The sequence below is a fragment of the Microbacterium esteraromaticum genome (assembly GCF_017303215.1).
Classification (GTDB): domain Bacteria; phylum Actinomycetota; class Actinomycetes; order Actinomycetales; family Microbacteriaceae; genus Microbacterium; species Microbacterium esteraromaticum_C.
The window spans coordinates 1849995-1873759 of record NZ_JAEMWU010000001.1 but is presented as its reverse complement, the minus strand read 5'-3'; the positions used below and the strand labels follow the sequence as shown (position 1 = coordinate 1873759).

General features: G+C 67.8%; 24 protein-coding genes. 10 read left to right on the top strand and 14 right to left on the bottom strand.

What is annotated here, in order from left to right:
• Positions 1-50 precede the first annotated feature (50 nt).
• Positions 51-398 (bottom strand): 50S ribosomal protein L19, encoded by a 348-nt coding sequence (gene rplS, locus JF543_RS08590; protein WP_179411870.1) that lies wholly within the window; start codon positions 396-398, stop codon positions 51-53.
• 174 nt (positions 399-572) lie between these two features.
• Positions 573-1058 carry an MFS transporter permease gene (locus tag JF543_RS08585; RefSeq protein ID WP_179410980.1) on the bottom strand — a complete coding sequence of 162 codons (486 nt, stop codon included), beginning with the start codon at positions 1056-1058 and terminating at the stop codon, positions 573-575.
• 105 nt (positions 1059-1163) lie between these two features.
• Between JF543_RS08585 and map the strand changes: the two genes are divergently transcribed.
• Positions 1164-1946, top strand: coding sequence for a type I methionyl aminopeptidase (gene map, locus JF543_RS08580; RefSeq protein WP_179410981.1), 783 nt, complete (start codon positions 1164-1166; stop codon positions 1944-1946).
• Positions 1947-2043: 97 nt separating this feature from the next.
• Here the strand turns inward: map and JF543_RS08575 are convergent, their stop codons facing one another.
• From JF543_RS08575 to rpsP, 5 genes are read right to left on the bottom strand one after another with little or no spacing between them, the layout of a single operon-like run.
• The gene (locus JF543_RS08575) at positions 2044-2784 is read right to left on the bottom strand and encodes a class I SAM-dependent methyltransferase (protein WP_206823757.1); all 741 of its coding nucleotides are present in this window, start codon (positions 2782-2784) and stop codon (positions 2044-2046) included.
• Positions 2785-2812: 28 nt separating this feature from the next.
• Positions 2813-3502: a tRNA (guanosine(37)-N1)-methyltransferase TrmD gene (gene trmD / locus JF543_RS08570; protein WP_206549946.1), complete on the bottom strand. Its 690-nt coding sequence runs from the start codon at positions 3500-3502 to the stop codon at positions 2813-2815.
• A gap of 20 nt (positions 3503-3522) precedes the next feature.
• Positions 3523-4119, bottom strand: a complete 597-nt coding sequence (gene rimM / locus JF543_RS08565; RefSeq protein WP_206823755.1) for a ribosome maturation factor RimM — start codon at positions 4117-4119, stop codon at positions 3523-3525.
• A gap of 1 nt (position 4120) precedes the next feature.
• Positions 4121-4351 (bottom strand): RNA-binding protein, encoded by a 231-nt coding sequence (locus tag JF543_RS08560; RefSeq protein WP_071644715.1) that lies wholly within the window; start codon positions 4349-4351, stop codon positions 4121-4123.
• A 6-nt stretch (positions 4352-4357) separates the two neighbouring features.
• On the bottom strand, positions 4358-4786 hold the full coding sequence (gene rpsP, locus JF543_RS08555) for a 30S ribosomal protein S16 (protein ID WP_179410985.1): 429 nt from the start codon (positions 4784-4786) through the stop codon (positions 4358-4360).
• A 204-nt stretch (positions 4787-4990) separates the two neighbouring features.
• On the opposite strand from rpsP, the gene JF543_RS08550 reads away from it, so the two are divergent.
• On the top strand, positions 4991-6139 hold the full coding sequence (locus JF543_RS08550) for a glutamate--cysteine ligase (RefSeq protein WP_206823753.1): 1149 nt from the start codon (positions 4991-4993) through the stop codon (positions 6137-6139).
• A gap of 47 nt (positions 6140-6186) precedes the next feature.
• Here the strand turns inward: JF543_RS08550 and JF543_RS08545 are convergent, their stop codons facing one another.
• Positions 6187-7161, bottom strand: coding sequence for a sugar-binding transcriptional regulator (locus tag JF543_RS08545; protein ID WP_179410987.1), 975 nt, complete (start codon positions 7159-7161; stop codon positions 6187-6189).
• 107 nt (positions 7162-7268) lie between these two features.
• Between JF543_RS08545 and JF543_RS08540 the strand changes: the two genes are divergently transcribed.
• The gene (locus JF543_RS08540; RefSeq protein WP_206824280.1) at positions 7269-8969 is read left to right on the top strand and encodes a glycerol-3-phosphate dehydrogenase/oxidase; all 1701 of its coding nucleotides are present in this window, start codon (positions 7269-7271) and stop codon (positions 8967-8969) included.
• Positions 8970-9235: 266 nt separating this feature from the next.
• Here JF543_RS08540 and JF543_RS08535 read toward each other — a convergent pair whose 3' ends face one another.
• Positions 9236-10117: a LysR family transcriptional regulator gene (locus JF543_RS08535; RefSeq protein ID WP_206823751.1), complete on the bottom strand. Its 882-nt coding sequence runs from the start codon at positions 10115-10117 to the stop codon at positions 9236-9238.
• A 78-nt stretch (positions 10118-10195) separates the two neighbouring features.
• Here JF543_RS08535 and JF543_RS08530 point away from each other — a divergent pair, with 78 nt between their 5' ends.
• The gene (locus JF543_RS08530; RefSeq protein WP_242519419.1) at positions 10196-11098 is read left to right on the top strand and encodes an EamA family transporter; all 903 of its coding nucleotides are present in this window, start codon (positions 10196-10198) and stop codon (positions 11096-11098) included.
• Between the two features lie 7 nt (positions 11099-11105).
• Here the strand turns inward: JF543_RS08530 and ffh are convergent, their stop codons facing one another.
• Positions 11106-12656, bottom strand: coding sequence for a signal recognition particle protein (ffh, locus tag JF543_RS08525; RefSeq protein WP_206820598.1), 1551 nt, complete (start codon positions 12654-12656; stop codon positions 11106-11108).
• A gap of 51 nt (positions 12657-12707) precedes the next feature.
• Positions 12708-13292, bottom strand: coding sequence for a TetR/AcrR family transcriptional regulator (locus JF543_RS08520; RefSeq protein ID WP_179410991.1), 585 nt, complete (start codon positions 13290-13292; stop codon positions 12708-12710).
• Between the two features lie 128 nt (positions 13293-13420).
• On the opposite strand from JF543_RS08520, the gene lipB reads away from it, so the two are divergent.
• Both lipB and lipA read left to right on the top strand, forming a co-directional pair.
• A complete protein-coding gene (gene lipB, locus JF543_RS08515) occupies positions 13421-14074 on the top strand; it encodes a lipoyl(octanoyl) transferase LipB (RefSeq protein ID WP_206820599.1) in 654 nt (217 codons plus the stop codon).
• Entirely contained in the window at positions 14071-15063 is a 993-nt protein-coding gene (lipA, locus tag JF543_RS08510) for a lipoyl synthase (RefSeq protein ID WP_206823748.1), read from the top strand. Before lipB ends, lipA begins: the two co-directional genes overlap by 4 nt.
• Here lipA and JF543_RS08505 read toward each other — a convergent pair.
• The 3 genes from JF543_RS08505 to smc form a co-directional block, all read right to left on the bottom strand.
• Positions 15060-15560, bottom strand: a complete 501-nt coding sequence (locus JF543_RS08505; protein WP_206823741.1) for a DUF2004 domain-containing protein — start codon at positions 15558-15560, stop codon at positions 15060-15062. The two genes, lipA and JF543_RS08505, sit on opposite strands and share 4 nt — an antisense overlap.
• A gap of 38 nt (positions 15561-15598) precedes the next feature.
• Complete coding sequence (gene ftsY / locus JF543_RS08500) at positions 15599-16474, bottom strand: signal recognition particle-docking protein FtsY (protein WP_206820600.1); 876 nt, start codon at positions 16472-16474, stop codon at positions 15599-15601.
• A 242-nt stretch (positions 16475-16716) separates the two neighbouring features.
• Entirely contained in the window at positions 16717-20235 is a 3519-nt protein-coding gene (gene smc, locus JF543_RS08495; RefSeq protein WP_206823740.1) for a chromosome segregation protein SMC, read from the bottom strand.
• 482 nt (positions 20236-20717) lie between these two features.
• Here smc and JF543_RS08490 point away from each other — a divergent pair, with 482 nt between their 5' ends.
• Genes JF543_RS08490 through JF543_RS08475 form a run of 4 tightly spaced genes read left to right on the top strand, consistent with a single transcriptional unit; the run spans position 20718 to position 23765 of the window.
• Complete coding sequence (locus JF543_RS08490) at positions 20718-21008, top strand: hypothetical protein (RefSeq protein WP_206549957.1); 291 nt, start codon at positions 20718-20720, stop codon at positions 21006-21008.
• An 11-nt stretch (positions 21009-21019) separates the two neighbouring features.
• The gene (locus JF543_RS08485; protein ID WP_206823734.1) at positions 21020-22111 is read left to right on the top strand and encodes a GNAT family N-acetyltransferase; all 1092 of its coding nucleotides are present in this window, start codon (positions 21020-21022) and stop codon (positions 22109-22111) included.
• Positions 22108-23196 (top strand): GNAT family N-acetyltransferase, encoded by a 1089-nt coding sequence (locus JF543_RS08480; RefSeq protein WP_206820603.1) that lies wholly within the window; start codon positions 22108-22110, stop codon positions 23194-23196. Before JF543_RS08485 ends, JF543_RS08480 begins: the two co-directional genes overlap by 4 nt.
• Positions 23193-23765: a GNAT family N-acetyltransferase gene (locus tag JF543_RS08475; RefSeq protein WP_347401311.1), complete on the top strand. Its 573-nt coding sequence runs from the start codon at positions 23193-23195 to the stop codon at positions 23763-23765. The genes JF543_RS08480 and JF543_RS08475 overlap by 4 nt, the downstream gene beginning before the upstream one ends.

Below are 23765 nucleotides of genomic sequence, written 5' to 3'. Positions count from 1 at the left end.
GAGAGAACCCCGGGACGCTGTGTCCCGGGGTTCTCTGCGTGTTCGGCGTGTCAGTTCTCGCGCTTCTCGCGAATCTTCGCCTTCTTGCCACGCAGGTTACGCAGGTAGTACAGCTTCGCGCGACGCACGTCACCGCGGGTGACGACCTCGATGTGGTCGATCACCGGCGAGTGCACCGGGAAGGTACGCTCGACGCCGACCTGGAAGCTGATCTTGCGGACCGTGAAGGTCTCGCGCACACCGTCGCCCTGGCGGCCGATGACGACGCCCTGGAACACCTGGACACGCGAGCGGTTGCCCTCGGTGATGTTCACGTGCACCTTGACGGTGTCACCGGGGTGGAAGACAGGAATGTCCGAACGGAGCGATGCCGCGTCAACGGCGTCGAGGATCTGCATGATCGTCTCTCTCTGCACCCGCCACAGGTCGGGGGCATTTTTCAAAGGGTCAAGAGTGGGTGTGTGCCAAGCGGAGCACGAGGCATCCGCGGGCTCCCCTGAGGCAGAGCCGGTTCACGGCACAAGCATCTATTCTGCCACGAAGTCCGGTTTGCTTCCAACCGCGCGGCGCGCTCAATCCTGCGGCCGGCGCTCCTCGACGATGAACACCTCGGATTCGTACGAAGATGCCGGATCCGATCGCGACATGCTCGACCACGTGATGGTCTCGCGGATTCGCGCGCCGGAGCCGCGGGCCTCGTTCCACAACTGCCACAGTTGCAGCCAGAACAGACCGAGCGCGGCAACGATCGCGCCGGTGAGCAGCCAGGGGAAGGCCCCGTCGATGAAGCAGGCGACGGCGATCGTCAGGCCGTGCCACACCGCGAAGCCCAGGACGTCCCACCAGGACACCGCGCGTTCGGCGCGCACCGACGGACGCGATCGGGTGAGAAGGGTCAGCACGAGCTGCCCGATGAACAGCGACGGCACGGCGATCAGCAGCACCCACAGCAACGCCCAGCCGGACTGCCCGAAGATCGCCCATCCGACGACCATCCACAGCGGCAGCAGGAACGCCGATGGCAGCAGCCAGTGGAAGAACGCCCGTCGTAGAACCATGCTTCGATGTTACGTCCCCGACGGCGCTGATGGCCGCGCGTTCGCTGTGGGCATCCGAACAGCCGGCATCGGGGAGAATGGGATGCTGACGAGAGGACACCCCCGATGATCGAACTGCGCACCCCGGCCGAGATCGACGAGATGCGCGCCGCTGGCCGCTTCGTGGCCGAGACGCTGGCCACGCTTCGCGACGAGACGAAGGTGGGGACCAACCTGCTCGCCATCGACAAGCGCGCGCACGACCTGATCCGCCGTGCGGGTGCGGAGTCGTGCTACATCGACTACGCCCCGTCGTTCGGCCGCGGCCCGTTCGGCAAGGTGATCTGCACCTCGGTCAACGACGCGGTGCTGCATGGCCTCCCCCATGACTACGTGCTGCGCGACGGCGACCTCGTCTCGCTCGACTTCGCCGTCTCGGTCGACGGCTGGGTGGCGGACTCGGCGATCTCGTTCATCGTCGGCACTCCCCGCGATGAGGACCTGCGCCTGATCGACACCACCGAGCGTGCCCTGGACGCGGCGATTGCCGCCGCGGTCGTGGGCAACCGGATCGGCGACATCTCAGCATCCATCGCCGAGGTCTCGCATGGCGGGGGCTACTCGATCAACACCGATTTCGGTGGACACGGCGTCGGTCGCATCATGCACGGTGACCCGCACATCCCCAACGACGGCCGCGCCGGCCGCGGGTTCCCGTTGCGCGCGGGTCTGGTCTTCGCCCTGGAGCCGTGGCTGCTGGCAACGACCGACGAGCTCATCACCGACGCGGACGGCTGGACGCTGCGCAGCGCCGACGGGTCGCGCGGGTCGCACTCCGAGCACACGGTCGCGGTCACCGACGAGGGCCCGATCGTGCTCACCGACCGCAGCTTCCTCGGCGTCGACTGATGATTCAGGCAGGCGACCTCGTCACCGAGAACAGGCTCGTTGCTCAGAACAGGATGATTCTCGGGGAATCATCCTGTTCTGGTGCGCCTCCCTGTTCTCAGACGCGTGCTCGGTAAACGTACACGTCCGTGATCTGCGGCAGGTCCAAGATCTCGCGCCCCGCAGTCGCGGGGTCGGCGTCGAGGATGCGTTCGACATCAGCGGTCATGCGTGCGCGCTCGGCATCGGATGCTGTCATGAAGCTGCTCACGGTGTGCCAGCGCGCGATGTAATCGGCACGAGAGATGCTCTCCGCCCAGGGAACAGTCACGCGTTCGACGACGTCGAAGCCCGGGAGCTGCTCCGCCGCAGAACTCGTCGTCTCGTCTGTGTCCCCTACGGCCGGGTGAGCGACACGATGGCACGCGCGGTCCCAGACGCAACGAGGGTCGGATCGGTTCCAGAGCAGGCCGAGCAGCCCACCGGGAACCAGTACACGGGCGATCTCGGCACACGCCGGTTCGCGATCGAACCAGTGGAACGCCTGCGCGACCGTCACGACGTCGACAGAGTGATCGGATGCCGGAATCGACTCGGCTGCGCCGATCATCGTCTCCACGCCGGGCAGTTTCGCCCGCAGGATGGCGAGCATCTGCTCGGATGGCTCGACGGCGATCACGCGGTCGACGCGGCCGACGAGCAGCTCGGTGAACTTCCCCGTGCCCGCGCCCAGGTCCAGAGCCACGCGCGCTGAGGCGGGAACGATGGCATCCGCTGCCTCTGCGGGAAACCCGGGACGGTAGCGATCGTAGTCGGCACCGGCAGTGAGAAACGAGCGGGCAAGCGTCTGGTCGACCATGCCACGACCGTACCAGTGGGGCGCGTTGCTACTCGGCGAGCAGGTCGGGGCGTCGCTGTCGGGTGCGTTCGATCTGCTGCTCGCGGCGCCATGCGGCGATCGCGCCGTGGTTGCCGCTCAGCAGCACGGGGGGCACCTCGCGCTCGCGCCATGTCGAGGGCTTGGTGTACGACGGGTACTCGAGCAGACCGTCCTCGTGCGATTCCTCGACGAGACTCTCGGGGTTGCCGACGACGCCCGGAATCAGGCGGCCGATGGCTTCGGTCATGGCCATGACGGCCACTTCTCCCCCGTTGAGCACATAGTCTCCGAGGCTCATCAGCCGCACGTCACCCAGTGTTGACGCGTACTCGAAGACGCGCTCGTCGATACCCTCGTAGCGGCCGCAGCCGAAGATCAGGTGCTCGCGATGTGCCAGCTCGCGGGCCGTCGACTGGCGGAACAGCTCGCCCGCGGGAGACGGGAAGATGATGGTCGGTCGGGTGTCGAGCCCAGCGGTGAGGTCATCGAGCGCGAGCCCCCAGGGCTCGGGCTTCATCACCATGCCGGCACCGCCGCCGTAGGGCGTGTCGTCGACCGTGCGATGACGATCGTGGGTCCAATCCCGCAGGTCGTGCACGTGCAGGTCGAGGATGCCCGAATCGCGCGCCTTGCCCAGCAGGGACAGCGTCAGGCCGTCGAAGTACGACGGGAAGATGGAGACGACGTCGATGCGCATGCGTCGATGCTAACGAGGTGTCACTCGCCGCCGGAGGCGGCGGCATCCGAGGTAGCGGGCGCGGTAGCATCCGATCCCGCGCCGGGCGCAGGGAGCTCCTCGAAGAGACCGGGCGGCGGCGTGACAACGACGCGACCGGCGGCCACGTCGACGGTCGGGACGATGGCCTCGACGAACGGGACCATCACCTCGCCACTCTCGGTGGAGACGATCAGCAGGTCCTGGGCGGGCAGGTGCTCCACGCGCACGACGCGGCCGACCACGGCACCGTCTCGGACCACGTCGAGACCGGCGAGCTGGTGCGCGTACCAGGCGTCGTCCTCGACCTCGTCGTCTTCGTCCATCCACAGGATGGCCCGCACGAGCGACTCCGCTGCGGTGCGGTCATCGACGCCATCGAGGAAAACGACGGAGTTGCCGTTCATCACGCGGTACTCGCGGATGGTTACGGTCTTGCCGTGCCACGCGGATGCCTCGGGCACCTGCAGTGTGAACTCGGCCCCCGGCACGAAGCGGCGCTCGGGGTTGTCGGTGTAGAGCTCGAGCTTCAACGCGCCTTTGAGACCGTGTGCCTTGAGCAGACGGCCGACGCGGAGCTGATTGCGGTCCGCTGACACGTCAGTCGTCCGCGACGTCGACACGGACGCGACGTCCGTCGGCGAGGGCGGAGATCAGCGTGCGCAGCGCCTTGGCGGTGCGGCCGCCGCGCCCGATCACGCGACCACGGTCATCCGGGTGCACATGCACCTCGAGCAGATCGCCTCGGGGCGATGCGGATGCGGTGATGCGGACATCGTCCGGGTGATCGACGATCCCCTTGACGACGTGTTCGAGCGCGGCGGCGAGCACAGCGGATTACTCTGCGTCTGCGGCGGGAGCCTCAGCGGCCTCCGCGTCAGCGGCGGGAGCCTCCTCAGCGGGAGTCTCCTTCTTCTCGGCCTTGGGCTTGACGACCGACTTCTTGTCGGCGTCGACCTCGAAGGCGGCCTTGGCCTCGGCGACCTGGACGGTCGACTTGGCGTCCTTGTCGCCCTTGAACTTGCCCCAGTCGCCGGTCAGCTTGAGCAGCGCGGTGACCTGCTCGGTCGGCTGAGCGCCAACCGACAGCCAGTACTGCGCACGCTCCGAGTCGACCTCGATGAACGAGGGCTGCTCGGTGGGGTGGTACTTGCCGATCTCCTCGATGACGCGACCATCGCGCTTGGTGCGCGAGTCGGCGACGACGATGCGGTAGTACGGCGCACGGATCTTGCCGAAACGCTTGAGACGGATCTTGACAGCCACGATTCTCCTGAATGGTGTGGAAAGGAAGTTGAACCGGTCGCCTGGAGCGTGGGGTGCACACCCGGCGGAAGCTCTGCGGGGGGACGGATGCTGGATAGAGGGTCGAGCGGCCGTCCGACCCTCTATTCTGCCAGATCCCGGGGGCGACCGCGAAACGACACGGCGATGCGCGTCGCGCGGTGCCCCACGTGTCAGACTGTGCGCGTGACGATCGAGTTCGCCTCCTCGGCCCGCAGCACGGTGGGCCTCGAATGGGAGGTCATGCTGGCCGACCCCGCCACCGGCGACCTCGTCGGGCGCGCCCCCGAGCTGCTGACCGCGCTCGAAGCGCAGAGCGCCCCCGAACGCCACACCGTCACGGGTGAGCTACTGACGAACACGATCGAGGTGACGAGCGGGATCGGCACGACCGTTGCGGATGCCGTCGCCGACATCGGTGCGGCGATCGACGCAGTGCGCCGTGCCACGGATCCGGCGGGCATCGAGCTGCTCTCCGCCGGCAGTCACCCGTTCGCGCAGTGGTTCCACCAGCGCGTGACCGACAAGACGCGCTATCGAAAGCTGATCGAACGCACGCAGTGGTGGGGCCGCAACATGATGATCTGGGGCATCCATGTGCATATCGGCGTCGAGGACCGCGCCAAGGTGCTGCCCATCGTCGGCGCTCTGACGTCGTACCTTCCGCATCTGCAGGCGCTCGCGGCGTCCAGCCCCTACTGGGCCGGCGAACGCACCGGCTACGCCTCGAATCGCGCGCTGGTGTTTCAGCAACTGCCGACCGCGGGTCTACCCTGGGCGCTCGAATCGTGGACAGAGTTCGAGAGGTACGTCGACGACATGACGCGCACGGGCGTGATGTCGGATGCCTCCGAGATCCGCTGGGACATCCGTCCGGCGCCACGGTGGGGAACGATCGAGGTGCGGGCCTGCGACGGCATGTCGACGCTGGGCGAACTCGCATCGGTCGCGGCGCTCACGCAGTCGCTGGTGGAGTTCTTCTCGCGAGAGCTCGATGAGGGGCGCGCGTTGCCGATGCTGCCGGCCTGGTTCCACCGCGAGAACAAGTGGCGTGCGGCCCGCTACGGCCTGGACGCCGATGTGATCGTGGATCGCGCCGGATCTCAAGTTCCCGTCCGAGAGCACCTTGATGCCGTCGTGGATGATCTGATGCCGATCGCGCGCGATCTGCGCTGCGCCGATGAGCTCGCCGGCGTGCACTCGATCCTGAGCGAGGGGGCAAGCTACGAGCGCCAGCTGGCCGCCGCTCACCATGCCGACGGCGACCTGCGCGCGGTGGTGCACCACCTCATCGACGAGTTCCGCAACGGGCCCGCGGCACCTCTCCCCGACTGAACTCAGCCCGACGCCGTTCAGGCCAACACGGTTCAGCGCAGCACCGTTCAGCGCACGGCATCCGCGAGCATCCGCGCCAAGCCCTCGTCGAGAACCACGTCGGTGACGATCCCGGCCGCGATGGCCGCCTGCAGCGACGTCAGGCGCGCCGCACCCGAGACGACGCACACCCGCCGTGGCACCCGTCGGAGCCGATCGAGGCCGGGGCCGGTGCTGCGAGCATTCAGCCGGATGTCGCGCCACGTGCCATCCGCGCGGAAGAACACCGTCGCCACGTCGCCGATCGCCCCGTCCTCACGCAGGCTGCGGAAGTCGTCACGCCCGAGATAGCCGCCGACGTAGACGCGACTCGGCACCTCGGCCTGCGGGGATCCCAGGCCGAAAACAGCAACGTCCATCTTCGCCTGGAACGACAGCACGCGCCGGGTGCTCCGCTCCTGCCACATGGCCTCGCGCGTGCGCGGATCATCGAAGAACGCGGGCACGGGGAACTGCTCGACCTGCGCACCGAATGCCTGCCCGAAACGCTGCAGGATGTCACTGGAGTACTCCAGGCCGCTGGTCTGCGTGTTCCCTGCGCCGTTGAGCTGAACGATCGTCGTACTGTGCGTCTGCTTGGGCACCAGCGAGCGGCTGACCATTCCCAAGGTGGAGCCCCATGCGACGCCGACCACCATGTTGGAATCGATGAACTGCGACACCTGCCGTCCGGCCGTCAGCGCCACCCGCTCCAGACGCTCAACCTCGTTCACCACACCCGACATGGGCACGATGTGCGCGTTGACCTTCAGTCGCGACCGGAGCTGCTCTTCGAGCTCGCCGGCGTGCGCGAACGGGGAGTTGACCCGGATGTCGACGAGACCGCTCTCGCGGGCGTGCGACAGCAACCGCGACACCGTCGAACGCGACGTCGCGAGTTCGGCGGCGATGGCATCCATCGTCATGTCCTGCAGGTAGTACAGCTTGGCGGCGGTGAGCGCCGCGTTCGTCCGCGCGTCCATCGCGCCGCTCTCTGTGACCATCGTCCTCACCTTTCCCTCACCAGCTTTGCACAAACGTGCAGAACGTTTGCGAGATCCTGTCAATCGACGGATGCTGGAAGCGACAGCGAGGAGACACTATGGCAGTCATGACCCGTGCCGCACGCCGTGCCGACGAGATCGCGGCCGTGCGCGAGACCGAACGCACCACGGTGCTCATCATCGGCGCCGGCATCAACGGCATCTCGCTGTTCCGCGATCTCGCCCACCAGGGCATCGACGCCGTGATCGTCGATCGCGGCGACTTCGCGAGCGGCGCGTCAGCGGCGTCGAGTCACATGATCCATGGCGGCATCCGCTATCTCGAGAACGGCGAGTTCCGCCTCGTGCGCGAATCCGTGCAAGAGCGCAACGGCCTGCTGCGCATCGCTCCGCACTACGTCAAGCCGCTGCAGACGACGATCCCGATCTACTCGACGTTCTCGGGCATCCTCTCGGCCCCGCTGCGCTTCCTGACGCACCGCTCGGGCAAGCCGACCGAGCGCGGCGCCGTGCTCATCAAGGCGGGTCTCACGCTGTACGACCTGTTCTCGCGCGACGGCGGATCAGTCCCTCGCCACCGCTTCCTCGGCCGGCGGCGTTCGCTCGAGGAACTCCCCGCCCTGGACCCCGAGGTGAAGTACACCGCCACCTACTTCGACGCTTCGATGCATGACCCCGAGCGCCTCGCGCTCGACGTGTTGCAGGACGGCCGGTCGGCAAACGACCACTCGCACGCACTCAACTACGTCGAGGCCATCGGGCGGGACGGCGACACCGTCGTGCTCCGCGACCGCGAGACCGCTGAAGAGTTCCGCATCCGCGCCGACGTCGTCGTCAACACGTCGGGGCCCTGGACCGACCTCACCAACGAAGCCCTCGGTCAGGTGACGCGCTACATGGGCGGCACCAAGGGCTCGCACATCGTGCTCGACAACGATGAGCTTCTCGAGGCAACCCAGGGGCGCGAGATCTTCTTCGAGCACTCTGACGGCCGCATCGTGCTGATCTACCCGCTCAAGGGACGTGTGCTCGTCGGCACCACCGACATCGACGCCGACCCGCGCGAGCCCGCACGCTGCACAGAGGACGAGGTCGACTACTTCTTCGAGCTCATCGCCCACGTCTTCCCGACGATCGCCGTATCGCGCGAGCAGATCGTGTACCGCTTCTCGGGCATCCGACCGCTCCCCCGGCACGAGGACACGGCGCCCGGCTTCGTCTCGCGCGACTACCGCGTCGAACTCGACAACAGCGGCCCTGTGCCGATGCTGAGCCTCGTCGGCGGCAAGTGGACCACCTTCCGCGCGCTCGGCGAGTCGCTGGCTGACCGTGTGCTCGACCTTCTCGGCCGCACCCGCGCGGTGAGCACCGCGGATGCCCCGATCGGTGGCGGTCGGGGCTTCCCCCGCACGCCGCGTGCACGCGCGTCCTGGAAGCAGACGCATCTTGCGGGCGCCGGCGCCCGCGGCGACGCACTGCTGGCGCGCTACGGCACCCGCGCGGCCGAGGTCTGGGCCCACATCGAGCAGCATGAGGACCATGACCTCGCCGGTGGCGAGCTGTCCACGCGCGAGCTGGAGTGGATGGTCGACAACGAGATGGTCGTGCGCCTGGCCGATGTGGTTCTGCGCCGCACCAGCATCGCTTTCGTCGGAGCCGTGACAGCGGAGGCGCTCGAAGAGATCGCCGACGCGTTGGCGCCGATGCTGAACTGGACGCCCGATCGCCGCGACGCCGAGATCGAGGCCACGGCGCACCTGCTCAGCGAGGCGCACGGAGTCGACATCGACGTTCCGATCGCCCGCTGACGTCTTCATCCGCGGTCTGTAGGGATTTCATCGGCGATTTCATCCTGTCGATCGATCAGGGGAGTACATTCCGTCGCGCGATCACCTTCGATCGCGACGGCACGGTGGTCACGACGGCACGGTGGTCGCGACCGGTCAGAAGGAGCACGAGCAGATCCCGCCGCAGGCGCGCTGGGTTGACGACGACGCGCGCGAGATCTGGCACAACGTACAGGAGGCCATCGGGCTCGGCGGGAGCCCGCCTTGGACGCTGGCGAGCGTGCTCGTCAACGGGCAGCATCCGATTCGATCTGCGCGACGAACGCGCGCGCCGCGCTACGCGCACCCGTCGCGTGCCAGGCGAGGTACTCGGTACGGTGAGGTCCGTCGACGATGGGGGTCACGACGACAGCCGCGTGCACGCCTCGTACCGCCCCTGGCGCGAGCAGCGTGACCGCGAGTCCCGCCGCGACGAGACCAAGAAGCATGTCGACCGTGTCGACTTCGAACGCGACGTCACGGGGAATGCCAGCGTCGGCGAAGGCCCCGTCGCTCTGCGCCCGCCCGGAACTGCCCTGCGGGAAGTCCGCGAACGTCTCGTCCGTGAGATCGGTGAGCGAGATCTCGCTTCGGGCTGCCAGCGGATGCTCTGTGGGCAGGACGACCACCAGGCGATCGCGGCGCAGCGCGCGAAACGCCACTCCCTTCGGGCGGACGTCGTCGCGCAGGCCCAGCAGTGCGACATCGATCTCGCCGGTGCTCGCCTGACGCATCAGTTTGTCGCTGCTCCCGACGCGCAGCTCAACCCGAACGTCCGGGTACTTGTCGCGGAACCCACTCAGCAGCGCCGGTAGATCAACGGCGGTGACTGTGGGGATCACGCCCAGGGTGAGCGTACCGACGATGCGTCCGGCGGCCGCAGCCGCCTCTTCGATCGCGTTCTCGCCGGCTTCTACCGCGATCCGTGCCTGAAGAGCGAAGGCCTCCCCCGCTTCGGTCGGGCGCACGCTCCGGCTGGACCGGATGAACAGCCGCTGGCCGATCTCCCGCTCCAGCGCCGCGATCTGATGGCTGAGCGCTGACTGCGTGACGAAGCAGCGCTCAGCCGCACGGGTGAAACTCGCTGTGTCGAGCACCTCAACCACGTAGCGCAGCTGTTGCAGATCCATTCAGCCATGATCACAGTTCATGGATCCCATGACAAGTATGCGTTGGATTCATTGCTCGGAGGAAGCCACCATCGAAAGTTGCCCCTGCTTCGCACGCTTCTGCTGACAGCGCTCGCCCCGATCACCTGGGGAACGACCTACCTGGTCACCACCGAGCTCCTCCCTCCCGGGCATCCGCTCTTCGCGGCGCTCATACGCGCGCTGCCCGCCGGCGTCATTGCCGTCGTCGTCGGTCGGAGCATTCCCCAGGGCACGTGGTGGATGAAGGCGGCCCTGCTCGGAACGCTCAACATCGGCGGTTTCTTTCCGCTGCTCTTCATCGCGGCGGAGCGCCTGCCCGGTGGGGCAGCAGCAGCCGTTGCGGGGGCGCAGCCTCTGATCCTGCTGGCACTCGGATCTGTCGTTCTGTGTGAGCGCGTTCGCCCCGTAGCTGCGATCGCCGCGGTCGCCGGTGCGGCGGGTGTCGCCGCCATCGTGCTGGGACCCTCGGCCGCACTGGATCCGCTGGGGATCGCCGCCGCCGTAGGCGGCGTGACGTGCACCGCCGTCGGAATCATCCTCACCAAGCACTGGGGACGCCCACCGCGCACCGGTGCGGTGGCCTACGCGGGGTGGCAGCTCACCGCGGGAGGGCTCTTTCTGTTGCCACTCACGCTCGTCTTCGAAGGAATCCCCGCTGAGATCCATCCCGACAATGTGCTCGGGTACCTGTGGTTGACCACCGCCGGCGGGTTGATCGCATACGCCCTGTGGTTCCGCGGGATCGAGCGACTGCCGGTGGCAGCTCCGGGGCTACTCGCCCTGCTCTCCCCCGTCGTCGCGACGATTCTCGGCGTCGCTCTCGCACACGAGGCGTTCACACCTGTGCAGCTCACCGGCCTGCTGGTCGTACTGAGCGCGCTCGTGGCCGGTCAGCTCGCCGTGCTACGACAGCCGCGTGCCGTCACACCCCGCGCGCCCCAGCCCATGGCGACACCCTGAGGGGCGCTCAGCCCTTGCCGAACAGCTTCTGGATCTCGGCGAGGTCTGCCTCGCTCGGCGCTTGCTGACCACCCAGACCGAACCCGGAGCCGGTGGGAGTGGTGTTCGTGGTGGCCATGCCGGCATTCTCGGCAGCCCGCTTGGCAGGGTTACCCGAACGCGAACCGCCCTTGCTCTTGGCACCCTTCTTGCCACGCTTGGCAGATGCGCCGGGCTTGCCCATCGGGCCCATACCGGGGATCTGCGGCGTGCCGCCACGCGCTACGGTCTTCATCATCTTGGCGGCCTGGTCGAAGCGCTGCACAAGCTGGTTGACGTCGGTCACCGTCATACCGGAACCGCGGGCGATACGCAGACGACGCGAGCCGTTGAGGACCTTCGGATTGCGGCGCTCGCCCGGAGTCATCGACCGGATGATCGCCTCGGTGCGGTCGATCTCGCGCTCGTCGAAGTCATCGAGCTGCTGCTTCATCTGGCCCATGCCCGGCAGCATGCCGAGCATCTTCTTCATCGAGCCCATCTTCTTCATCTGCTGAAGCTGCTCGAGGAAGTCCTCAAGCGTGAAGGCCTCGTTGGCAAGCTTCTCGGCGACCTTCATCGCCTCTTCTTCATCGAAGGCCTGCTGGGCCTGCTCGATGAGGGTGAGGATGTCACCGAGGTCGAGGATGCGGCTCGCCATGCGGTCCGGGTGGAAGGGCTCGAGGTCTTCAAGGTTCTCACCCGTCGAGGCGAAGATGATCGGACGGCCGGTGACGGACGCCACCGACAGCGCGGCACCACCGCGGGCGTCACCGTCGAGCTTCGACAGCACGACACCGGTGAAGTCGACGCCCTCCTGGAAGGCCTTGGCCGTGTTGACGGCATCCTGACCGATCATCGCGTCGATGACGAACAGCACCTCGTCGGGGCTGGTCGCCTTGCGGATGTCGGATGCCTGCTTCATCAGTTCGGCGTCGACGCCGAGACGCCCGGCGGTGTCGATGATGACCACGTCGTGCTGGTGACGGCGTGCGTACTCGACGCCATCCTTGGAGACCTTGACCGGGTCGCCGACACCGTTGCCCGGCTCGGGCGCGTAGATCGTCGCCCCAGCGCGCTCGGCGACCACCTGCAGCTGGTTCACGGCGTTCGGACGCTGCAGGTCGGCGGCCACGAGCAAGGGCGTGTGCCCCTCGCCTTCGAGCTGCTTGGCGAGCTTTCCGGCGAACGTGGTCTTACCCGAGCCCTGCAGACCCGCGAGCATGATCACCGTCGGCGGCGTCTTGGCGAACTCCAGCCGGCGCTGCTCACCGCCGAGAATGGCGACGAGCTCCTCGTTGACGATCTGCACGACCTGCTGCGCGGGGTTGAGAGCGCGATTGACCTCGTCGCCCAGTGCGCGCTCGCGCACCTTCGCGGTGAAGTCCTTGACGACGACGAGCGCGACGTCGGCGTCGAGCAGGGCGCGACGGATCTCGCGGACGGTGCCGTCGACATCGGCGGGCGTCAGCTTTCCCTTCGTGCGCAGATTGCGGAAGGTCTCGGTGAGCCGATCGGAGAGCGTGCCAAAGGTAGCCATGGTGCCTCTGATTCTACGCGAGCGCCGGGGCCCGCCCGCGCGTCGCCACACTCACCCCCAGGGAAGGTCGTGGATGCTGCGTAGCGCCTGGTCGAACGCAGCCTCCAAAGACGCCTGCCCCGCACCCTGCTCAGCCCACACCCGCAACGCGGACAGCACGGCCGCGGCCAGCGCCGCACCGAGGATGTCTGCACGGATCTCGTCGACTCCCGCACTGCGCGCCGCGCCGGCGACGGCCGAGGCGATGCGCGCGTGCCGGATCCCGGTGTCGCGCAGAAGCTCTTCCTCGACCCCCATCGCGGCCGCGTTGCGCAGCGCAAGCACGAGAGGGTCGGGCGCGAACCCACGCACGACGGGTTCGAGCGCGGCCCGCACGGCCGGGCCGTCGGCATTCCTGCCCAACGACGCCAGCGCCACCGATGCCGCCTCAATGCGCGCATCGAGCCCCGACCACAGCACGTCGCTCTTGGATGAGAAGTAGTTGAAGAAACTCGACCGGCTCACGCCGGCACGTCGAGTGATGTCTGCGACGGACGTCTCGTCATAGCCCTGTTCGAGGAACAGCTCGCACGCCGCCTCGGCCAGCGTCTCGCGTGAGGATGCCCGTGGACGCCCGGCGCGCGACGCGTTCTGCATAGCGCCCAGCGTAGCCCGTGCTGTTCGCGTCGCGGCAACCGCGAATGAGCGTATGCTGGGGCACGCCATATTCTTGGACGCAATCCAACAACACGCGCGATGGCGCCGTCTACATGGAGGACCGCGAGATGCTCGATATCCAGATACCCGGACTCGCCCCCGACTACGTGCCCTATGTCGACGGGTGGGAGTTGCAGCGCAGCATCCACCGCGACGTCGTCGATGGCATCCGCCCCGATACGCTCCTTCTGCTCGAACACGACGCGGTCTACACCGCCGGCAAGCGCACTGAGCCGCACGAGCGCCCGCAGGACGGCACCCCCGTGGTCGACGTCGACCGCGGCGGCAAGATCACCTGGCACGGCCCGGGCCAGCTCGTCGGATACCCGATCGTGCACCTGCCCGCGCCGATGGACGTCGTGGCGCATGTGCGGCGGCTGGAGCGCGTGTTGATCGACATCCTGCGTCCGCTCGGCGTCGACGGCTACCAGGTCGACGGGCGCAGCGGCGTCTGGGTGCGCCGCCCGCTCGGCGAGGACAAGATCGCCGCGATCGGCGTGCGTGTGCAGCAGGGCGTGACCATGCACGGCTTCGCGATCAACTGCGACAACACGCTGGCCGGCTTCCGCGGCATCGTGCCGTGCGGCATCACCGATGCCGGCGTGACGACGATCAGCGAGGTCGTCGGTCAGAGCGTCTCGCCCCACGACATCGTCGACGCCGTCGCGAACGCCTTCACCACCGAGTACACCGCTGATGCAGACAAGGAGGCGGCCGCATGAGCGCCGCAAGCCCCGAGGGACGCAAACTGCTCCGCCTGGAGATCCGAAACGCCGAGACCCCCATCGAGCGCAAGCCGGAGTGGATTCGCACCAAGGCGAAGATGGGGCCGGAGTACCAGGCTCTGCACTCGCTCGTGAAGAGCGAGGACCTGCACACGGTCTGCCAGGAGGCGGGCTGCCCGAACATCTTCGAATGCTGGGAGGACCGCGAGGCGACCTTCCTCATCGGCGGATCGCAGTGCACGCGTCGGTGCGACTTCTGCCAGATCGACACCGGCAAGCCCGCCGACTACGACACCGACGAGCCGCGCCGGGTGGCCGAGAGCGTGACCCGGATGGGCCTGCGCTACGCGACCGTGACCAGTGTTGCGCGCGACGACCTGCCCGACACGGGCGCCTGGCTGAACGCCGAGACCGTGCGACAGATCCACGCACAGAACCCCAATACGGGCGTCGAACTGCTCGCCAACGATCACGGCGGCAACCCGGACTTCCTGGGGCAGATCTTCGAGGCGCGCCCCGAAGTGTTCGCTCACAACGTCGAGACCGTGCCGCGGATCTTCCGCCGCATCCGCCCGGCGTTCACGTACGAGCGCTCATTGGGCGTGATCACGCAGGGTCATGACGCAGGGCTCATCACGAAGTCGAACCTGATCCTCGGCATGGGCGAGGAGCCCGAGGAGGTCATCCAGGCTCTGCAGGACCTGCGCGGTGCGGGATGCGACATCATCACGATCACGCAGTACCTTCGCCCCTCGCCCCGTCACCTGCCGGTCGCGCGGTGGGTGAAGCCCGATGAGTTCGTCGGTTTCAAGCAAGAGGCCGAGCGCATCGGCTTCCTCGGTGTGCTCGCCGGTCCGCTGGTGCGCTCGTCCTACCGCGCGGGCCGCCTGTGGGCGCAGTCGATGATGTCGAAGGGGCGCGAGATCCCGCCGCACCTGGCCCACATCGCCGAGGGCGTCGAGCTCGGGTTCGCTCAGGCGGTCTAGTCCGCGCTCATCACCGACATCACGGCGCCGTCGGAGCCGAGGTTGACCAGCAGCACGTCGTCGGTGGCATCCGCATCCAGCGCGTACTCGAGGACGGCGAACGGCTCGCTACCGCCGTGCTCGTCGGCGAGGATCGTCATGCTCGACAGGCGCAGCGAGCGGATGATGTCGACCGCCGCATCACCGCTGATGTCGACCAGGACGTCTTCCAGTTCGTCGCCATACGCCTCCTGCTGCTGCAGGACGTACTCGGTGACTTCACTGGTGCGGTCATCTACCTCGGTGAGCATCGCGCGGCGCACGACCTCGTCGAGCCCTTCGATGCTGCCGATCAGTGCGGCCGCCGCGTCCAATGCCGCCGCAGAGACGTCGTCCTGGTCGGGGGCGGTGAGGTCGACCGTCACCGACTGGTCGCCGAACTCGACCCGCTCGGTCCAGAAGATGGCCCCGTCGGGTCCGGAAGAGAGAACTCCGAAGTAGTCGTGTTCGATCGCCATATCGCTATGAAACCAGCCTCTGTGTCGCCGCGGTAGTCCTACGCGCCGACCAGGGACTGGACGAACACGTGCGGGGTGAAACCGGTGAGGTCGTCGATGCCCTCCCCCTGGCCGAGCAGCTTGACCGGGATGCCGGTGCGCTCCTGCACGGCCAGCACGAAGCCGCCCTTCGCGGAACCATCGAGCTTGGTGATCACCAGCCCCGTGACGCCGGCGTGCTGCAGGAAGGACTCGGCCTGCATGACGCCGTTCTGTCCCGTGGTGGCGTCGAGCACGAGCAGCACCTCGCTGATCGGCGCCTGCTTCTCGACCACGCGGCGCACCTTGGACAGTTCGTCCATCAGTCCGCTCTTGGTGTGCAGACGGCCGGCCGTGTCGATGATGGCGATCTCGACGCCCTGGTTCTTCGCGTACTCGACGGTCTGGAAGGCGACTGAGGCGGGATCCTGCCCCTCGTGCTGCGGGCGCACGATCGCCGCTCCCCCGCGCTGCGCCCAGGTGGCGAGCTGTTCGACGGCCGCGGCGCGGAAGGTATCGGCGGCGCCGACGACCACGCTGCGCTCGTATCCGCGCAGGAACTTGGTGAACTTGCCGATCGTGGTCGTCTTGCCGACGCCATTGACACCGACGACGAGCACGACGGCCGGCCGCTCGGTGAGCTTGAGCGTCGTGTCGAACTTCGCGAAGCGCTCTTCGAGGGTTTCACGCAGCATCCGCTGCAGGTCGCGCGGGTCGGTCGTGCGGAAGCGCTCGACGTGCTCGCGCAGCTCATCGAGCAGCTGTTCGGTGATGTCCGGACCGAAGTCGGCCGTGATCAGCGCGGTCTCCAGGTCCTCCCATGTCGTCTCATCGATCGTGGGCTTGACGAACATGCCGCGCAGCGCGCGACCGAGGGACCAGGACTTCTCCGCCATGCCTCCAGCCTACGATGACGGCATGCCCCTCTGACTCCTGCACGTGGCTGCCCCGGGCGTGGCGCCGCCGACGTCTGGCCGTGCTCCCGCGAGCGGGCACTGGCCTGGCCCGCGCATCCACGCGTCGGAAATCTCAGACGCGCACGGCGCGTCGCAGGGCGGATGCTGCAGACACGCCTTCAGGCGAGCGAAGGCTCTGGGATTTCCGACATGCGAAACCCCGCAGGCACGCGCCGGCGAACTCAGGCACCGGATGCGGCGCGGTCGCCCACGCGCTGTCCGACCACGGCCGACACGCCGTCCTGCCGCATGGAGACGCCGTAGAGCGCATCGGCGATCTCCATCGTGCGCTTCTGATGCGTGATCACCAGGAGCTGCGAACTCTCACGCAGCTGCTCGAACACGGTCAGCAGGCGGCCGAGGTTCGCGTCGTCGAGCGCCGCCTCGACCTCGTCGAGGATGTAGAACGGGCTCGGACGCGCCTTGAAGATCGCGACGAGCAACGCCACCGCGGCCAGTGACCGCTCGCCGCCCGACAGCAGCGACAATCGCTCGATCTTCTTGCCCACGGGCCGCACAGCGACGTCAATGCCCGTGGTGAGCATGTCGTCCGGATTGGTCAGCGAGATGCTGCCGGTTCCTCCGGGGAACAGCAGCGGGAACACCTCGCTGAAGGCCTGCTTGGTGTCTTCGAAAGCGCTGGCGAAGATGGTCTCCATGCGTTCGTCGAGCTCGGCGATGATGGTCAGCAGGTCCTGCCGGGTCTTGGTGAGGTCGGCCAGTTGCTCGGTGAGGAACGCGTGCCGTTGCTCAAGCGCCGCGAACTCCTCCAGCGCCAGCGGGTTGACACGACCGAGTTGGGCGAGCTTGCGCTCGGCCTCCTTCAGCCGCCGCTCTTGGATGCGGCGGTCGAACGGAACAGCCGCATCATCGTCGCTGTCCCCAGCGCCCGGATCGCGCGGAACCGGCTGATCCGGACCGTATTCCGCAATCAGAATATCTTCGTCGAGCGCGAGTTCGGATGCGACGCGTTCGAGCAGCCCGTGCAGGTGCAGCTTCTTCTCGTGGATCTGCAGCTCGAGACCGTGGACGCTCTCGGTCAGGCCCGCGAGGCGTTCGCGCAGCGATCCTTCCTGGGAGCGCAGCACCGTGAGCTCCTCGTTCTGCGCGGAGCGCTCGGCCTCAGCGGATGCCAACGCGACGCGGGCCTCGCTGACCGAGCGGTCGATCGAGTCGAGCACCCGCGGCAGTTCGTCCGCCACCGCCGATGCAGCCTCGCGCTGAGCACGCCGGATCACAGCCCGTCGTGCGGCCTCAGCGGCGGCGTCACGCTCCTGCTCACGTTGGCGTTCCAGCGACGCCACCCGGGCTTGTGCGGCACGCACGCGCTCGCGCAGCGTCTCGATCTCCAGTCGAGCGCGCACCTCGCCCTCGCGTGCGGTCTCGAGCGCTTCGAGTAGCCCGTCGCGCGCCGAGGCGTCGAGCACTGGGCGGGGTTCGGCCTCTGCTGTTGCGACTTCTGCCTTCGCCGTGTCGGCCTTCTGCTCAGCATCCGACACCGCGGACTGCGCCTGCGCGAGTGCGGCCTCAAGACGTTCGCACTCGGCGACTGCGGCCTCGTGCTGCACGGTGACGCGGTTGAGCTGCTCGGCGTGAGAGGCCAGCGCGGCGTCGTGTTCGCGCAGAGCTCGCAAGGCGTCCTTCGCCGTGCGCCTGGCCGCCTCGACGCGGTCGGTCGCATCGACGCGCGAACCGCGCAGTTCCTCGACCGTGATCTGCACCTCGGCAAGTCGCTCGGTGGCCGCGTCGCGTTCGGCCGCCAGCTCGAGCCGCGAGGTCTCACCCGAACCGGCGCGCAGGGTGTGTGCCGTGATCACCTCACCGCTGCCGGTCACAATCGTCGTCAGCGTGTCGCCCGCTGAATCAAGCGCGCTTCGCGCGGCGCGCCCCGCGTCCAGGTCATCGGCGATCAGCACAGGGGCGAGCAGCGCGAGCACGCCTGCGGGCGCTTCGACGACATCGACGGCGCGCGTGGTGCCGGTGATCTGAGAGACCACCTCACGGGCGACGCCACCCTCGGCGATCACGAAGTCGACCGTGCCGCGCGCGCCGGCCGCGACGAGCGCGTAGGCCTGATCGGCACGATCCACCAGAACGCCCTCTGCCAGCGATCCCAGCACGGCGGCGATCGCTGCCTCGTAGCCCGCACGCACCTGTACGGCGTCGCCGACGAGTCCGCGCACGCCTTCTGCGCCCGCCGCGACGATCTCGGCAGCACCGCCGGAGAGCGCCAGCGCACTGCCGAGGGCAGCGGCCTTCGCCATCAGGGCGTCGGCTTCGCGTTCTGAGTCGTGCAGTCTCTCGCGCAGCGCATCACGATCGGCTTCGGCAGCGGTCAGCGCCTTTTGTGCCTCGTCGTACGCGGCGGCGAACTCTGCCGCGGTGCCGTCCGGCGCCTCGGCATCGTCGATCGATTCCAGTGCGGCGGCGGCTTCTCGACGACGGCTATGCGCCGATTCGAGTGCCTGTTCCTGCCGCAAGACACCGCCGCGCACCGCGGCCAAGGCGGATGCTGCGGAATCGGCGTTGCCGCGGAGTGTGTTCATCCGCATGTCGTAGGCCGAGACCAGTGCGCTCTGCTCGGCGATATCGACGTCGAGCGTGTCCAGTTCGGCGCGCGCGGCGATGACGTCACGGCTCGCCGCTGCGGCGGCGTCCTGCGCGTCACCGAGCCCTTCAGAGATCCGCGTGATCTCGTCCTTGGCCTCGTCGATCGTGTCTTGTGTGACGGTGATCGCGGTCACGACGTCGTCCTCTTCGGCCCCCAGCAGCGCCAGACGCTGATTGGCGAGGGTGAACAGGCTGCGCATGCGCTCCTGCGTCTGCTCAAGGCCGAACGACACGCGCCGTGCCTCATCGACGGCGGCCGACGTCTGTTCCTTCTCGAGGCGCTGGATGCCCGCACGCACTGCATCCGCCTGCTCCGCGAGCACGAGCCGCTCGGTGTGACGCTCCTGCTCGGTGCGCGTATGGTCGGCCAGCGCGGTGCGCAGCGTGACCACGTCGTCGGCGAAGATCCGCGCCTTGGCATCACGCACCACCGCCGCGATCGTCTGCGCCTCGCGGGCGATCTCGGCCTGCCGTCCGAGTGGCTTGAGCTGACGCCTGATCTCGCCGGCGAGATCGCTGAGGCGCGTGAGGTTGGTCTCCATCGCGTCGAGCTTGCGCAGGGTCTTCTCTTTGCGCCGGCGGTGTTTGAGGATGCCCGCGGCCTCTTCGATGAAGCCGCGACGATCCTCGGGTGAGGCCTGCAACACGGTGTCCAGCCGGCCCTGCCCGACGATGACGTGCATCTCGCGTCCGAGCCCCGAGTCGCTCAGCAGTTCCTGCACATCGAGCAGTCGGCAGGTCGAGCCGTTGATGGCGTACTCGCTGGAGCCGTTCCGGAACAGTGTGCGGCTGATGGTGACTTCGGCATAGTCGATGGGCAGAGCTCCATCGCTGTTGTCGATGGTGAGCTGCACCTCGGCACGCCCGAGCGGCCCGCGCGTCGAGGTGCCGGCGAAGATGACGTCTTCCATCTTGCCGCCGCGCAGGGTCTTGGCCCCTTGCTCGCCCATCACCCACGCGAGTGCATCGACGACGTTCGACTTGCCCGAGCCGTTGGGACCCACGATGCACGTCACACCAGGCTCGAAGACGAAGCTCGTCGGCTGCGCGAACGACTTGAAGCCCTTGAGCGTCAGGCTCTTCAGGTGCATGCGGGCGCCTTCGCGGTCGGGTGAATCACGCCCATACGCTACCGGAACGGTCGACGACGGCGTGGAGCCCGCGCGGTGTCAGGCGTGATGGATTTCGGTGCGACACGCCGAGAGAACCGAAATTGTCTTGACGTCTCGCCTCAGCGTCACTAACGTGACACACCGGACTTATGAGAGGAGGCCGCCCATGATGATCACGAAGCTTGACGCCCGGTTCGATACCGCGTCGCACGTGTCAGCGCTTGTCGCCGTCTCCGCGGCCTCCGTCTACGTGCTCGGCTAGAACCGCACCGCCTCTCCCGATCTCTCGGGCCCTCGTGGCCTGATCGATGATCCGCATCCCTGTGCCCGTCGGGCGCGCACGATGCACCGCCCCGCCACGGGGTCGTCTCCCTCGCCATCTCGCGAGGTTCCTCGGCTCGCTGACGCGACTCTGCGTCGCCACCGGGCCATCATCCTCATCACCAGAAAGCACACGCATCGTGAGCATCACTGTGTTGACCGACCAAGGTCAGCGTTCCCTGTCCACCCACCCACCGATATCCCACGGTCGCGAGGTTCTCACCCTGCCCGGCAATGAAGAGCTGCGCCGGTTGACCCTCACCGACCGGCTCGGGCTACGCTTCGCGCTCTGGTTGCTCGAGCGGAGCCTGCGCGGAAACCGCTCCCCTGCCGCCGGAGCACCCGACCTGCAGTACGCGCAGCTCCAGGCACTCAACGAGCGGCAGGCAGTCGCGTTGCTCACCTACGGCCTGCAACGCGGAATGTACTGAGGAGGCTGGCGATGAGCATCCTTCTCCCTGCCGGTGCCGTGCTGCGTCGGCTCGAGCTTCCGGCTCGGGCCGACGCGGCACCCAGCCCTCTCATCCGCGAGTACACCGCCGTGCGCAACGCCTGTGTGGCCGAGGAGACCGGCCGCGACGACGAAGCGCAGACGCCCGAGGCGATGCTCGCGGTGCTGCGCGGCGACGCCGACGTCACACGCACGCAGTGGTACGTCGAGCTCGACGGCCGCATCGTCGGATGCGTGCCGCTGAACATCTCGCACGATGGCGACGGCGGCATGGCCATCGGCACGATCGCCCTGCTCAAGGAGCACTGGGGGCGCGGCATCGGCACCGCGGTACTGCGGTTCGTCGAAGAGCAGGCCCGCACCGCGGGTGTACGGCGGCTGCTGTGCTGGAATCAGCACCGCGGTGCGGATGCGCGCGGCGAGGTGGCCTCACCGACGGGTTTCGGCGCCGTGCCGAATGACCACGCGGCGCGCTTTCTGCAGCGTCACGACTTCCGCCTCGAGCAGGTCGAGCGCGCGAGCGAACTGCGTTGGACGTCTGACAGCGAGGACCACCTGCGCTCGCTGCAGCACGAGGCGCAGACGCACGCCCTCGACTACCGCGTCGTGCAGTGGATGCTGCCGACCCCGTCGGCGCATCTCGATGGCTACGCCTGGCTGAAGTCGCGGATGTCGACGGACGTGCCCGACGCGGCGCTGGACATGCCGGTCGAACGCTGGGATGCCGAGCGCGTGCACCGACACGACGCGCGGTACGCCGCGCGCGGAGCCCACGTGCTGGTGACGGCCGCGCAGCATATCGCCACGGGCGAGCTGTGCGCTTTCAACGAGCTCGCGATCATCGGCGCCGACGCCGCGAAGACCGATCAAGAGGACACCCTCGTGCTCGCTGAGCATCGCGGGCGCCGCCTCGGAATGCTGGTGAAGACCGCCGGATTGCTGTCGTGGCGCGCCCGCTACCCCGAATCACCGTACGTCGTGACGTACAACGCCGAGGAGAACCGGCCCATGCTCTCCATCAACGAAGCCATCGGCTTCACCCCGGTCGCCTACGAGGGCGCCTGGCGGAAGGATCTCACATGAGCACGATCGCCTCACCGGGCGTGACGATCTCACCGATGCACGTCCCTGATCGGCTCGACGCTGACGATGCCGCGGACTTCCACGCGGTGGTGGCGTTGAGCAACGCCGTCTATCGGGCCGAAACCGGCTTGGACGACTACGACACCACTGCGGAAGAACTGCTGCCGCACTGGCGGGAGAGCACCGATACGGTCAATCGCACGCTGCTCGCGCGCGAGAATGCCGAGATCGTCGGCGCGGTGACGATCGGCCATGCGGTCGCCGAGCCGACCAGCGCCGAGATCGAGGTGCTCGTGCTGCCCAACCAGTGGGGGCGTGGAATCGAGCAGATGCTCGTCGACGCCGCCGAGGATGCAGTGCGGGCCCTCGGGCGCCACGTCATGCAGACGTACTCCCTGCACCGTCCCGATCCCGGCGCGTCACCGCTCGCCCCGGCCACGGGGTGGGGACGCATCTCGACGTCGCCACTCGCTCGTCTGCTCGGTGGCAACGGATACGTGCTCGAGCAGGTTGAGCGCAGCAGCGCGTTCGATCTGCAGGCGGACCCGGCGCCACTGCAGCGGATGCTCGCTGAGGCGACGGCCATTGCCGGCCAGGACTACCGGGTCGTTGCCTGGTCACTGCCGACGCCGAGTCATCTGCAAGACGGGTATGCGTGGGTGCTGTCACGGATGTCGACCGATGTGCCGAGCGGTGGTCTGGCCATCGACGAGGAGATCTGGGACGCGGAGCGCGTTGCCCGACGGGATCAGCAGCTGCTCGACGGCGGTCAGACGGTCTCAGTCGTCGGGGTCGAACATGTTCCGACCGGCACCCTTGCCGCGTTCAACGAGCTCGTGATCGGCGACGATCCCGCGGGTGTGACGCACCAGTACAACACGCTGGTGCTCAAGGAGCACCGCGGGCACCGGCTGGGCCAGATCGTCAAGTGCGCGAACATCCTGCGCTGGCGCGAACTGGCGCCGCACTCTCCGCGCATCGTGACGTTCAACGCCGAGGAGAACCGGCCCATGCTCGGGATCAATGAGGCGATGGGCTTCCGACCGATCGCCTACGCCGGGGCGTGGCAGAAGAAGCTGTCGTGAGTGCAGGGCAAGATGGGGCGATGATCCTGAGCACGCCCCGTCTTGCCCTGCGCGAGCTGACCGCTGACGACCTCCCGGCGCTGCGCGCCATCCTTCAGGATGCTGAGACGATGCACGCCTACGAGGGTGCCTTCGACGAGCCGATGGTGCAGGCATGGCTCGCGCGCATGCACGACCGCTATCGGGAGGACGGCTTCGGCCTGTGGGCCGTCGAGCTGCGCGAGACCGAAGAGATGATCGGCCAGTGCGGGCTGACGATGCAGCACATTCTGGATCAGGACGTGATCGAGGTCGGCTATCTGTTCCAGCGGGCGTTCTGGCATCGGGGCTATGCGGTCGAGGCCGCCGCTGCGTGCCGTGACCATGCGTTCGACATGCTCGGTGCCGAGCGGGTGTACGCGCAGATCCGTGACACGAACATCGCGTCGATGAACGTTGCGATCCGTCTCGGAATGACGGTGCGAGGACGTTTCATCAAGCACTACCGCGGAGTCGAGATGCCGCACCTGGCGTTCGCCGTCGACCGCGACGAGCGCACCCTCACGGCGCGCACTGATCGGCGGAGATGA